Here is a 12,088-nt window from a genome sequence, read left to right as displayed (position 1 = left end):
AATGATAAAAAAAGGTTTACTTTATTCTAAAGATCATGAATGGTTAAAGGTTGAAGGTAATAAAGTGAAGGTAGGGATTACTGACCATGCTCAAGACCAGTTAGGAGATATTGTTTTTATTGAATTGCCTTCTGTAGGAGATTCAGTAAATAAAGGGGAAGGATTTGCTGTAATAGAATCAGTAAAGGCTGCCGCCGACGTCTATGCCCCAATAAGTGGAACTATTGTTGAAGTTAATGAAGAACTTTTAGATGCACCGGAAACTGTTAATAGTGATCCTTATGATGGAGGGTGGTTAGTGGTAATCCAATTAGATGATGAGGGGGAACTAGATGATTTATTATCTCCTGAGGAATACGAAACCTTTATTGAGGAGGAATAAAAATGGTTTTTCGATATATTCCTAAAACCGATGCTGAAAGAGAAGAAATGCTCAAAAGTATCGGGAAAAATTCCATTGAAGAGTTATTTGCCCATATTCCACAAGAAGTGAGATTTCAAGGGGAAATGGATCTTCCCCAGCCCCATTCGGAACTAGAGCTAAGTAAAAAAATTGGGGAATTGGCGGGAAAAAATAAAAGCAATGATAAAATTATCAGTTTTTTAGGGGGAGGCAGTTATGACCATTATATCCCTTCAGTAGTTAATCATATTTTATTAAGGTCTGAATTTTATACTGCATATACCCCTTACCAAGCAGAAATTAGTCAAGGGGTACTACAAACTATTTTTGAATTTCAATCAATGATTTGTCGTTTAACTGGTATGGATGTAGCCAATGCTTCTATGTATGATGGTGCTACTGCTATGGCAGAAGCCGCTTTAGTGGCAGTAAATCATAATAGAAAAGATAAGATTTTAATTTCTGAAGCTGTTCATCCCCATTATCGGGAAGTGTTAAAAACCTATGCTGCTGCCCTAGAAATTACTGTAGAGACACTACCTTTTAATTTAGAAACAGGGCAAACCGATGTAAATGAAGTAGAAGCTAAACTTTCTGATGATGTGGCTGGAGTTATTATTCAAAGTCCTAACTTCTTTGGAATAGTGGAAAATATGCCAGGGATTGGTGAGGTTTTAAGAGATAAAAAGCCGTTATTTATCGCTGTAGTTGATCCCATTTCTTTAGGAATTTTAAATAAACCTTCTACTTACCATGCCGATATAGTTGTAGGGGAAGGTCAATCTTTAGGAATACCTTTATCCTTTGGTGGTCCATATTTAGGTTTTTTCGCTACTACCAATAAATTGATGCGGAAAATGCCTGGTAGAATTGTAGGTGAAACGAAAGATAAAGATGGTAAAAGGGGATTTGTTTTAACTTTACAAACAAGGGAACAGCATATCCGTAGGGATAAAGCCACTTCTAATATCTGTTCAAACCAAGCACTCTGTGCTTTAGCAGCATCTGTGTATATGTCCTTAATGGGTGAACAAGGTTTAAAACAAGTTGCAACACTTACTCTACAAAAAGCCCATTATTTTAAAGAAAAACTGGCAGAAAAAGGTTTTAAACCGCTGTTTACTGGCCCTACCTTTAAAGAATTTTCCTTTAAATTGGAGGATTTAGGGGTATTAGAAGGACTAAAAAAAGAAGATATCTATTTAGGTATTCCTTTAGAGAAATATTATCCTCAGTTAAAGGGTGGAGTATTGACAGCGGTTACTGAAAAAAGGAGTATCGAAGAGATGGATACTACCCTTAAGAGATTGGAGGAATCCCTATGAGAGGAGAAGTAAAAACGATTTTTGAAAAATCTATCCCCGGTCATGTGGGGTTCTCTTTGCCTAATTCCGATGTAGGAGAAAGAAAGTTAGAAGAACTTTTACCTAGTGAATTTTTGCGAAAAGAGCCTTTAGAACTTCCACAGGTTAGTGAAGGAGAAGTTGTTAGACATTATGTGGAACTGTCTACGAGAAATCATGGTGTAGATAGTGGTTTTTATCCATTAGGTTCTTGTACTATGAAATACAATCCTAAAATCAATGAGGATATGGTCAGGATTCCAGGTTTTGCAAACTTACATCCCCTTATGGATGAAGAAGGTGTACAGGGTGCTTTAGAATTGATGTATAACCTGCAAAACTATTTAGGGGAAATTACTGGTATGGATGCAGTAACATTACAACCGGTGGCTGGTGCCCATGGAGAATTGGTTGGTTTGATGTTAATTGATGCATATCACAAAAATAGAGGAGAAAAGAGAAGGACAGTTTTAGTTCCCGATTCTGCCCATGGTACCAATCCGGCAAGTGCCGCTATGGCAGGTTTTAAAGTTGTGGAAATTAAATCAGATTGCGATGGTTCTGTTTGTTTAGAAAGTTTAAAAGAGTCCTTAAATGACGATGTAGCAGCCCTTATGCTCACTAATCCATCTACTTTAGGACTTTTTGAAGAAAATATCGTAGAGATCGCAAAACTTGTCCATGAAGCAGGGGGACTACTTTATTACGATGGAGCTAATGCTAATGCCATTTTAGGTATTGCCAGGCCAGGGGATATGGGCTTTGATGTAGTCCATTTAAATTTACACAAAACTTTTTCTACTCCCCATGGCGGTGGCGGTCCTGGCTCCGGTCCAGTTGGGGTTAAAAAAGAATTGATGGAATTTTTACCTACTCCAATAATAGAGAAAAAGGGAGATAAGTTTACACTAAATTATAACTTGCCAAAATCTATTGGTAGAGTACACAGTTTCTATGGTAATTTCGGTGTTAATATCAGGGCTTATTCCTATATTTTAACTATGGGAGCTAAGGGTTTACGTCAAGTTAGTGAAGATGCCGTATTAAATGCTAACTATTTAATGGAACATCTAAAAGGATATTACCATCTACCCTATGATAAAACCTGTATGCACGAATTTGTCCTTTCAGGTAAAAACTTAAAGGAATATGGTGTAAAAACCTTAGATGTGGCTAAAGCACTGTTAGATTACGGTATCCATCCACCAACTATCTATTTCCCATTAATTGTTGAGGAAGCTTTGATGATCGAACCTACAGAAACAGAAACTAAAGAAACCCTAGACAGATTTATAACTGCTATGAAGGAAATTGCCGAAAAAGCCAAGGAAAATCCCGAAGAATTGAAAAATGCACCCCACAAAACCTTTATCAAGAGGTTAGATGAAGTTGGAGCAGCTAGAAACCCTGTTGTCTGCTGTACCCTCAATTTCCGTAGATCATAATTTAATAGGGAAGCTTAGGGAAGGATGGGAAGTCCGTCTGGAAAACTTCCCTAAAGAAATACAGTTTGATTATCCCAACAGGACACTGCCGGTTACTTTAACCGGCAGTGATTGTTCATTAAACTGTGCCCATTGTGGGGGGCATTATTTAAAAGGAATGAAACCTTTAACAGAACTAAAGAATTTAGAGGATTATAGTAGTTGTCTGATTAGTGGTGGATGTAGTAGGGATGGGAAGGTTCCCATTTTAGGATTTGCCCAGGAGATAGGGAATTTAAAGGGTGGAAAAGCTATCAATCTTCACAGCGGGTTAGTTGATGAAGAGGGGGCTAAAAAAATCGCTTCTGTTGCCGATGTAGTTTCCTTTGATTTTATCTACAATGATGATGTAATTAAAAAGGTATATAAGTTAAATAAAGGTAAAGAGGATTATGTCGATAGTTATCTTTCCTTAAGAAAACACCTTAAAGTTGTACCCCATATCTGTATTGGTCTGTATAAAGGGGAAATATTTTGGGAGTATCAGGCATTGGAAAAATTAAAGGAACTAGGAGTTGATGCCCTATCCTTTATAGTTTTTGTTCCAACTAAAGGGACAGAGTTTGCTGAAGAGAAACCTCCATCTCCCCTAGAAGTTATTGATGTTATAGTAAGGGCTAGGATATTGTTCCCTAAAACCCCAATCTATTTGGGATGTATGCGGCCTAAAGGAAGTTATAGGAATATTTTAGATCCACTAGCGGTGCTAGCAGGGGTTAATAAGCTGGTTATTCCTGCCCCTAAAGGAAGAGAAATGGCGGAAAAACTTGGTTTAAGTATAAAAAGGGGGAGTGAATGTTGTGGATTGGATTAGAATTTCTGCAGGAACTGCCCACCAATTAAAATTGAAAGAAATAAAGTGTGATGAATTACCAACTACTGGATATTTAATGGATCCACAAAGGTGTAAAAAAAGCTGTGCTTTTTGTTCCCAAAGCTCTGTAAGTCAAGGGCCTAGCCACCGCCTTTCCCGGGTTACTTGGCCGGAATTTCCCTTAGAGACTTTAAAAGAAGTCCTTGAAGGAAATCACCCATTAAAAAGATTATGTCTTCAAGTTACCCAGTATCGGGGAGTATTAGAGGAAACTGTGGAGAAAATAAAAAAGATCAAGGAAAGTAGTTCACTACCTTTATGTATATCCGGTGGAGCTAGAAGTTTAGAGGATATAGAAAAATTATTAACAGCGGGGGCAGATAAAGTTAGTATAGCCATAGATGCCGTTAATCCAAAGATTTTTGCCGAGATAAAACAAGGGGATTGGTATAAAATTAAAGAATTAATACTAACCGGGTCAGAAAAATTTCCCGGCAAGATCTCTACCCATGTCATAGCTGGGTTAGGGGAAACACCCCAGGAAATGATAGAATTTTTAGGGGAAATCCATAAGGCTAAGGTTTCTGTAGCCCTTTTTGCCTTTACCCCTATTAAAGGAACACCAATGGAAAAGGTTTCTCCTCCAGATATAAGCTATTATCGGAGGGTGCAGCTTTTTAACTATTGTTATAAAGAAGGAATTTCTTTAAAAGTAGAATTTGATAAAAAAGGTCAGTTTAGCAAAATAGGAGAAAATTTAGAAAAGGTTCTAGAAATTATTGGTGATGGTAAAGCTTTTCAAACTTCTGGTTGTGAACATTGTAACAGACCCTATTACAATGAAAAACCAGGTAAAATTATGTATAATTATCCACGGCCTTTAACAGAAGAAGAGTTAGTTAAAGCTATATCTGAGCTAAATTTAGGGGAGTTTTATTAAGGGGGAGTAAAATGAGGTTATTAGATACCGGTATCAGTTGTGGTTATTATAATATGGCGTTGGATGAAGCTATTTTACAATTACGGGCGGAAGGTAAAAGTCCTGATACCTTAAGATTTTACCGTTGGGATGTCCCCACTGTTTCAATCGGATATTTTCAGAAGGTAGAGAAGGAAATAAATGTAAACTATTGTTCTCAAAGGGGCTATAAAATTGTTCGTCGACCAACTGGAGGCAGGGCAGTTTTTCATAATGATGAACTGACTTACAGTTTTATTACTGGTAAAGGGAATCCATTGATAATTAAAGATGTTATCACTAGTTATAGGGAAATAAGTAAAGGGCTGTTAGCGGGTTTAAATAGTTTAGGGATTCCAGTTACCACCCAGGATAAAGGGGTAGACTTGAAAGTTGTAGATTCTGCAGCTTGTTTTGATACCCCTTCTTGGTATGAAATTGTACTAAATGGTAAGAAAATAATCGGCAGTGCTCAAACTAGAATTAAAGATGGTTTACTGCAACACGGGTCTTTACTCTTTAGTTTTGATATAGAAGAAAATTTAAATATATTAAACTTAAAGGAAGGACAGAGGGAAAAGGTAGAGAAAATACTGAAAGGGAAAGCTACATCCTTATCCAATGAAGGATATAACTATAATTTTAATGAACTTAAAGAAGTGTTGGCAGAAAAAATGGCTGAAAATTTCAGTACAAAAGGTTATTGGGGTGAACTCACAGAAGAAGAAAAAGAACTTGCTGAAAAACTCTATCGGGAAAAGTATTCTACGGAAAGTTGGAACTTCAAAAAATAATTTTAAGGAGGTTTTTTCTATGTATAATCTTGTAGTTATAGGGGGCGGACCCGGTGGCTATGTAGCAGCAATTAAAGGTGCCCATTTAGGTATGAAGGTGGCATTAATAGAAGATACCCGTTTGGGAGGTACATGTTTAAATAGGGGTTGTATTCCTACAAAGGCACTGTATCGCTCAAGTTATGTTGGTAAACTGATTAAAGATGCTGAAAGTTTCGGTTTTGATGTTCAAGGTTTTTCTGTAAATTATCCTAAAATAAAGGAAAGAAAAGATCAGATAGTTGAAAACTTAGTTAAAGGAATTGAAACCCTAATTAAAGGAAATAAAATAGATTATTATCATGGTAAAGGACAAATAATAGATAAGAATACAGTATTAGTAGAAGGAATTGGAGAAGAAATTAAAGGTGAAAAACTGATTATTGCTACAGGTTCAAAACCCTTTATTCCACCAATACCCGGTGCTGATCTAGAAGGGGTCTTAACTTCTGATGAAATTTTAGAATTAACTACATTACCTGAAAAAATGGCCATAATAGGTGGTGGGGTGGTAGGAACTGAATTTGCCGGCATTTTCGCCAGTTTAGGAGTAGAAGTGACTTTGATTGAAATGTTGCCAAGGATCCTTTACACCTTTGATGAGGAACTGGTCCGGAGGCTTAATATTTTCTTAAAAAAAGCAGGGGTAAATATTTTAACATCTGCTAAAGTGGAAAAGATAGAAAAAATAGATAATGATTTAAATATATTTGTAGGGACTAAAAAAGGGGTAGAAGAAATAAGGGTAAATTTATGTTTAATGGCTGGTGGAAGAAAGCCAAATTTAAGGGGTTTAGAAAATTTAAATCTTACCCTAAAGGAAAATGGTGGTATTTTAACTAATGATAAAATGGAAACTAATATTCCCGATGTTTACGCAGTAGGGGATTGTACCGGAGGGATCATGTTAGCCCATGTAGCTTCCCAAGAAGGGATAGTTGCAGTAGAGAATATAGCCGGTATGGAGAGGGTTATGGATTATAGGGCTGTACCCAGTGTAGTCTTTACTTATCCCGAATTAGCCAGCGTAGGTTTAACAGAAGAACAATGTAAAGAAGGGAATATTGAATATAAAGTGAGTAAATTTAATTTCGCTGCCAACGGTAAAGCATTGGCAGAAGGGGAAGGGGAAGGTATAGTTAAGGTTATCGCCGATTCTGAAAATAAAATTATTGGAGTTCATATTTTAGGTCCCCATAGCAGTGATTTAATTGCCGAAGGGGTTTTAGCAGTCCAGCACAGATTAACGGCTAAAGATATTTACAATACCATCCATGCTCACCCTACCCTTAGTGAATCTTTTTCAGAAGCCTGTCACGGTATTGATGGTGAAATAATCCATGGAGTACCTAAAAGAAAATAATTTTAAAAAGTTTTTATTGCTATAAATTAACAATAAGATTATAATAGATAGTGTATACTTTCCACGGGGGAATAGATATGGATATTATGGTTATTCATGGACCAAACCTCAATTTATTAGGTCAGCGGAAAACTGAAATTTATGGTAATCAAGGGTTAGACTATATCAATAAGGAAATTTTAGAATATGGAGAGAGAAATGGTCTTAAAATAGAGATACACCAAAGGAATAGTGAAGGAGAAATTATTGATTTACTTCACAGGGCTGGGAGAGAATTTCATGGTGTAGTATTAAATCCCGGTGCTTATACCCATTATTCCCATGCCATCGGAGATGCTGTAGAAGCTATAAATATACCAGTTGTTGAAGTACATATTTCAAATATTTACAGTAGGGAAGAATTTAGGAGAAAATCTGTTGTTGCACCTTATGCGACGGGACAGATTACAGGTTTTGGTCCTTTTAGTTATATTTTAGCTATAGAGGGACTAAGAAATATTGGAGGGGGAAAAAAGTATGGAAAGGATTAAGAAATTAAAGGGTAAACTAAGGGAAATAGGGGTAGATGCTTTGCTAATTACTCAACCACAAAACCGTTATTACTTATCCCGTTTTACTGGCAGTAGTGGTTATTTATTAGTAACAGAAGGGGAAGATGTATTTTTAACAGACTTCCGCTATACAGAACAGGCTCGTAAAGAAATGATACCTGGAATTACTATTTTGCAACATGGACTTAACCCTCTAGAAGATGTGTTAAAGGAAATGGAGAGATTAGGGGTTAAAGTTTTAGGTTTTGAACGGGAGTATGTAACATATTCCGGGTATTTAAGTTATAAAAAAGCCTTTGAAGGGATAGAATTAAAGGCTGTAGAGCCTGTTGTGGAAGGGTTAAGGATGGTTAAAGATTCAGAAGAAATTGCTAACATGGAAAAAGCTATCCAAATTGCCGGAGATGCCTTTGCCCATATTTTAGGTTTTTTAAAACCTGGTATTACAGAAAAAGATGTAGCATTAGAACTAGAATTTTTTATGAAAAGGAAAGGGGCTTCAGGTTTAGCTTTCACCACCATTGTAGCTTCTGGTCAGCGATCTTCACTACCCCATGGAGTAGCTTCCGATAAGGTTTTAGAAAAAGGGGATTTTGTAAAAATGGATTTTGGTTGTATCTACAACAATTATTGTTCAGATTTGACGAGAACAGTAGTGCTAGGTAAAGCAACCGATGAACAAAAGAAAATTTACTATACTGTTTTAGAAGCTCAAGAAGCTGCTTTAGCAGGAATTAAAAGTGGTATTTCCGGTAAAGAGGCCGATGCTTTAGCTAGGGATATTATATATAATAAAGGATATACTGAAAATTTTGGCCACGGTTTAGGACATGGTATCGGAATGGTTGTCCATGAAAATCCTAGATTATCCCCTAAAGCTGAAGATATTCTCCAAGTTGGAAATGTTGTTACAGTGGAACCTGGAATATATATTCCAGAATTTGGTGGGGTTAGAATTGAAGATGTAGTTGTAATTACTGAAAATGGAAATAGAAACTTAACAAAAGTTACAAAAGAATTAATCGAGATAAACTAGTTTAAGGAGGAAAAAGACATGATTTCACCAAATGATTTTAAAACAGGATTAACAATTGAATTTGAAGGAGCTGTACTACAAATCGTAGACTTTCAGCACGTTAAGCCAGGTAAAGGAGCTGCTTTTGTTAGGGCAAAGCTTAAAAACGTCGAAACAGGAGCAGTAATTGAAAAAACCTTTAACCCAAAAGAAAAAATTGAAAAGGCCCATATCGATAGGAGAAATATGCAGTATCTATATTCTTCCGGTGATGACTATATTTTTATGGATACTGAAAACTATGAGCAAATAACTTTAACAAAACAACAATTAGATGAAAATGTTAAATTTTTGATTGAAGATATGGAAATAACTGTTTTATATTATAAAGAAAAACCAATCGGTATAGAGCTTCCAAACTCTGTTGTTTTGGAAGTTGTTGAAACTGAACCGGGAATTAAAGGTGATACTGCCTCAGGAGGTTCAAAACCTGCTACATTACAGACAGGTCTTGTAATTCAAGTTCCTTTCTTTATCAATGTGGGAGATAAATTAAAAGTAGATACCAGAACCAAAACATATATTGAAAGGGCATAATTATTTCAACTTAGGGTATCTTAAATATTAGTTAGAAAAGGAGGTATGTAAAATGGCAGAACTTAAAGAAAAAATAGCTTACATTCAAGGTCTAGCAGATGGTTTAAATCTCGATGACAAAAGTGCAGAAGGTAAAATTTTAAGACATATCTTAGAGGTTTTAGAAGATATGGCAGATATTGTTGAAGACATCGATTTAGGCCAAGCTGAACTAGAAGATTATGTTGAAGCAATTGATGAAGATTTAGCTGAACTAGAAAAGGATTTCCTTGAAAGGGAAGTAGAATGTAGTTGTGATCATGACCACTATTCAGATGAGGATTTAGATGATTTAGATGACCTTGACGATGTTGATGTTGAAGAAATAGATGATGATGAAGTAGAAGTAGAATGTCCCCATTGTGGAGAAGTTGCCTATGTCGAAGAAGAAGATTTAGCTGATGAAGAATTAGAAATTCTCTGTCCAAATTGTGGAAAAGTCCTTTTTGAAAGCACTGAAAGTGATGACGATGACGAACTATAAAAATTAGCCAGTACCTCATGGTACTGGCTAATTTTTTTTTTTTTTTGCCCTTTTGAAAATGAAAACTTTAAAAGTTAGGCATAATAATTCCTTTTTATAAATATCTATAGCTTAAGGAGGGACTAAAATGGAAAAAATAATTGACCAAATTTTGCCTTATTTTCCCTTTGAAATTAAAGATGTTATTATATCGATTTTCAAAAACTACCCTAATTGTGAGGAAATTAGGGTTAGGGTCAATAAGCCTTTGTCCCTTTTTGTTCAGGGGAGGGAAGTGGCAACTAATTTTATAGTGGATAAAGAGATAATTGAAAAAATATTTTATTTATTAACAAATTACTCCTATTATTCTGTGGAGCAGGAACTGCAAAATGGATATTTAACAATTCCCGGGGGACACAGGGTTGGAATTTGTGGTAAAGCTGTTGTGGAAAAAGAAAAAGTTAAAACATTAGTAGATATAAACAGTTTAAATATAAGGATTGCTAGGCAACAAAGGGGAATAGGTGATAAGGTATTACCCTATCTAATTAGAGAAAATAGTTTTTTGAGTACTATAATCTTATCTCCTCCTAATTGTGGTAAGACCACATTGTTAAGGGATTTGGTCAGAATTTTATCAAGCAGTGATAGATTTTCTTTTAAAGTAGGGGTTGTAGATGAGAGATCTGAAATTGCAGGATGTTTTAGGGGTATCCCTCAGCTAGATATTGGAAAAAGGGTAGATGTAATAGATTCTTGTCCTAAAAAAGAAGGGATGATTATGTTAATAAGGTCAATGTCGCCCCACATTTTAGCTACCGATGAGTTAGGGAAGAAGGAAGATATAGAAGCTTTAGAATACGCCGTAACAGCAGGGGTTAATGTTTTAACTACAGTTCACGGTAAAGACCTTTTTGATCTAAAAAATAAGCCATATTTTTGTGAAATATTAAATTTAAATTTATTTAAGCGATTGATAATTCTCTCTAACAAAGGGGGAATGGGGACTGTTGAAGATATTATAGACCTAGAAACCGGTAGAAGTATTTGGGAGGGGAAATATCATGTGGTTTAAAATTATAGGATCGGGATTAATCTTATATGCCACAACTAGCTATGGATTTAGGAAAGCTCAAGAGTTCCAAAATAGAACTATCCAATTAAGATATTTCCAAGATGCCCTTGCTATCCTTCAATCTGAAGTGACCTATGGGCTGACACCATTACCGTTGGTTATGGAAAAGGTAAGTAGAGTGATGAAGGAACCGGTAGCAAAATTTTTCGAAAAAGTAGCTCAAAAGTTAAAACAAGGGGAAGGGGAACAGTTAGAAATCTACTGGAGCAATTGTCTAAAAGAAATAAATTTTTCATTGACTAGGGAAGATATAGCGATACTAGAGAATTTGGGATTCACTTTAGGTAGGAGCAGTGTTATGGAACAGAAAAAACATCTAGATTTAACAATTAGGCAATTACAAATGGCGGAAAAGGAAAGTAGAGATTTATGTGCTAAAAATGAAAAAATGTGGAAATACCTTGGTTTCTTTTCTGGATTAGCTTTAATTTTAGTTTTGATATGACAAAATTAGGAGGGGTAAAAAATGGGTTTGAATATAAATTTAATTTTTCAGATAGCTGGTTTAGGAATATTAATCGCTATTTTTAGTATTGTTTTAGAACAAGCTCAAAAGAAGGAGCACAGTCAGATGTTAACATTAGTTGGAGTTGTTTTAGTACTGTTTTTAGTTATTCAGTTGATTGCTGAACTTTTTACGACTATAAGGACAATATTCAACATGTAGGAGTTGAGGTCTATGAATATTATGACCTTTGTGGCTTTTGCTATTATTGCAACGGTTCTCATTGTAATAGTTAAGCAACAAAAACCTGAAATAGCCATGCAGATAAGGGTGGCGGCAGCAGCACTGATTTTTTTAGCTTTAGCCAGTTCTATTTATTATATTATGAAAATTTTTGAAGATTTGGCATTGCAAGCTAACTTAAATATAGTGTTTTTAGGAACTATCTTACGGATTATTGGTATTGCTTACATAACGGAATTTGGAGCCCAAATTTGTCAAGATGCCAATGAAAATGCTTTAGCAAATAAAGTAGTTCTAGCCGGCAAAACTTTGATGTTAATTTTAGCAATCCCCATCATTTCCACTATCTTGAAAACTTTGATTACCATTTTACCCTAAGTCTAAAAAGCTGGAGGAAAA

15 protein-coding genes are annotated in these 12,088 nt (G+C 35.5%); all 15 read left to right on the top strand.

Annotated elements, in window-relative coordinates:
- Position 1: 1 nt before the first annotated feature.
- The 15 genes from gcvH to spoIIIAD all read left to right on the top strand — a co-directional run bounded on the left by gcvH (position 2) and on the right by spoIIIAD (position 12,067).
- Positions 2–382 (top strand): glycine cleavage system protein GcvH, encoded by a 381-nt coding sequence (gene gcvH, locus BMX60_RS00555; protein ID WP_091347836.1) that lies wholly within the window; start codon positions 2–4, stop codon positions 380–382.
- 2 nt (positions 383–384) lie between these two features.
- The gene (gene gcvPA, locus BMX60_RS00550) at positions 385–1,728 is read left to right on the top strand and encodes an aminomethyl-transferring glycine dehydrogenase subunit GcvPA (protein WP_091347833.1); all 1,344 of its coding nucleotides are present in this window, start codon (positions 385–387) and stop codon (positions 1,726–1,728) included.
- Complete coding sequence (gcvPB, locus tag BMX60_RS00545) at positions 1,725–3,191, top strand: aminomethyl-transferring glycine dehydrogenase subunit GcvPB (protein ID WP_091347830.1); 1,467 nt, start codon at positions 1,725–1,727, stop codon at positions 3,189–3,191. The genes gcvPA and gcvPB overlap by 4 nt, the downstream gene beginning before the upstream one ends.
- Positions 3,130–4,044 (top strand): LipS1 family lipoyl synthase, encoded by a 915-nt coding sequence (lipS1, locus tag BMX60_RS00540; protein ID WP_242945675.1) that lies wholly within the window; start codon positions 3,130–3,132, stop codon positions 4,042–4,044. Before gcvPB ends, lipS1 begins: the two co-directional genes overlap by 62 nt.
- Positions 4,031–4,984: a LipS2 family lipoyl synthase gene (lipS2, locus tag BMX60_RS00535; protein WP_091347827.1), complete on the top strand. Its 954-nt coding sequence runs from the start codon at positions 4,031–4,033 to the stop codon at positions 4,982–4,984. Before lipS1 ends, lipS2 begins: the two co-directional genes overlap by 14 nt.
- 11 nt (positions 4,985–4,995) lie before the next feature.
- Complete coding sequence (locus tag BMX60_RS00530) at positions 4,996–5,796, top strand: lipoate--protein ligase family protein (RefSeq protein WP_091347825.1); 801 nt, start codon at positions 4,996–4,998, stop codon at positions 5,794–5,796.
- A 19-nt stretch (positions 5,797–5,815) separates the two neighbouring features.
- Positions 5,816–7,198, top strand: coding sequence for a dihydrolipoyl dehydrogenase (gene lpdA, locus BMX60_RS00525; RefSeq protein ID WP_091347822.1), 1,383 nt, complete (start codon positions 5,816–5,818; stop codon positions 7,196–7,198).
- Positions 7,199–7,275: 77 nt separating this feature from the next.
- Positions 7,276–7,728, top strand: coding sequence for a type II 3-dehydroquinate dehydratase (gene aroQ / locus BMX60_RS00520; RefSeq protein ID WP_091347820.1), 453 nt, complete (start codon positions 7,276–7,278; stop codon positions 7,726–7,728).
- A complete protein-coding gene (locus tag BMX60_RS00515; RefSeq protein WP_091347818.1) occupies positions 7,715–8,785 on the top strand; it encodes a M24 family metallopeptidase in 1,071 nt (356 codons plus the stop codon). Before aroQ ends, BMX60_RS00515 begins: the two co-directional genes overlap by 14 nt.
- 18 nt (positions 8,786–8,803) lie before the next feature.
- Positions 8,804–9,361 (top strand): elongation factor P, encoded by a 558-nt coding sequence (gene efp / locus BMX60_RS00510; RefSeq protein WP_091347816.1) that lies wholly within the window; start codon positions 8,804–8,806, stop codon positions 9,359–9,361.
- Positions 9,362–9,413: 52 nt separating this feature from the next.
- A complete protein-coding gene (locus BMX60_RS00505) occupies positions 9,414–9,884 on the top strand; it encodes a CD1247 N-terminal domain-containing protein (protein ID WP_091347813.1) in 471 nt (156 codons plus the stop codon).
- A gap of 127 nt (positions 9,885–10,011) precedes the next feature.
- Entirely contained in the window at positions 10,012–10,941 is a 930-nt protein-coding gene (spoIIIAA, locus tag BMX60_RS00500) for a stage III sporulation protein AA (RefSeq protein WP_091347811.1), read from the top strand.
- On the top strand, positions 10,931–11,446 hold the full coding sequence (gene spoIIIAB / locus BMX60_RS00495; protein WP_091347808.1) for a stage III sporulation protein SpoIIIAB: 516 nt from the start codon (positions 10,931–10,933) through the stop codon (positions 11,444–11,446). The genes spoIIIAA and spoIIIAB overlap by 11 nt, the downstream gene beginning before the upstream one ends.
- 21 nt (positions 11,447–11,467) lie before the next feature.
- Positions 11,468–11,668, top strand: a complete 201-nt coding sequence (gene spoIIIAC / locus BMX60_RS00490) for a stage III sporulation protein AC (protein ID WP_242945674.1) — start codon at positions 11,468–11,470, stop codon at positions 11,666–11,668.
- 12 nt (positions 11,669–11,680) lie between these two features.
- Positions 11,681–12,067, top strand: coding sequence for a stage III sporulation protein AD (spoIIIAD, locus tag BMX60_RS00485; protein ID WP_091347805.1), 387 nt, complete (start codon positions 11,681–11,683; stop codon positions 12,065–12,067).
- Positions 12,068–12,088 lie beyond the last annotated feature (21 nt).

Source organism: Anaerobranca gottschalkii DSM 13577, from assembly GCF_900111575.1.
In the GTDB taxonomy this organism is placed as follows: Bacteria; Bacillota; Proteinivoracia; order Proteinivoracales; family Proteinivoracaceae; genus Anaerobranca; species Anaerobranca gottschalkii.
The sequence above is the reverse complement of the archived record's forward strand: the minus strand, read 5'-3'. Positions and strand labels throughout refer to the sequence as shown.

Coding starts and splice junctions, on each gene's coding strand:
- gcvH (WP_091347836.1), top strand. CDS start 2: ATGATAAAAAAAGGTTTACTTTATTCTAAAGATCATGAATGGTTAAAG.
- gcvPA (WP_091347833.1), top strand. CDS start 385: ATGGTTTTTCGATATATTCCTAAAACCGATGCTGAAAGAGAAGAAATG.
- gcvPB (WP_091347830.1), top strand. CDS start 1,725: ATGAGAGGAGAAGTAAAAACGATTTTTGAAAAATCTATCCCCGGTCAT.
- lipS1 (WP_242945675.1), top strand. CDS start 3,130: ATGAAGTTGGAGCAGCTAGAAACCCTGTTGTCTGCTGTACCCTCAATT.
- BMX60_RS00530 (WP_091347825.1), top strand. CDS start 4,996: ATGAGGTTATTAGATACCGGTATCAGTTGTGGTTATTATAATATGGCG.
- lpdA (WP_091347822.1), top strand. CDS start 5,816: ATGTATAATCTTGTAGTTATAGGGGGCGGACCCGGTGGCTATGTAGCA.
- aroQ (WP_091347820.1), top strand. CDS start 7,276: ATGGATATTATGGTTATTCATGGACCAAACCTCAATTTATTAGGTCAG.
- BMX60_RS00515 (WP_091347818.1), top strand. CDS start 7,715: ATGGAAAGGATTAAGAAATTAAAGGGTAAACTAAGGGAAATAGGGGTA.
- efp (WP_091347816.1), top strand. CDS start 8,804: ATGATTTCACCAAATGATTTTAAAACAGGATTAACAATTGAATTTGAA.
- BMX60_RS00505 (WP_091347813.1), top strand. CDS start 9,414: ATGGCAGAACTTAAAGAAAAAATAGCTTACATTCAAGGTCTAGCAGAT.
- spoIIIAA (WP_091347811.1), top strand. CDS start 10,012: ATGGAAAAAATAATTGACCAAATTTTGCCTTATTTTCCCTTTGAAATT.
- spoIIIAB (WP_091347808.1), top strand. CDS start 10,931: ATGTGGTTTAAAATTATAGGATCGGGATTAATCTTATATGCCACAACT.
- spoIIIAC (WP_242945674.1), top strand. CDS start 11,468: ATGGGTTTGAATATAAATTTAATTTTTCAGATAGCTGGTTTAGGAATA.
- spoIIIAD (WP_091347805.1), top strand. CDS start 11,681: ATGAATATTATGACCTTTGTGGCTTTTGCTATTATTGCAACGGTTCTC.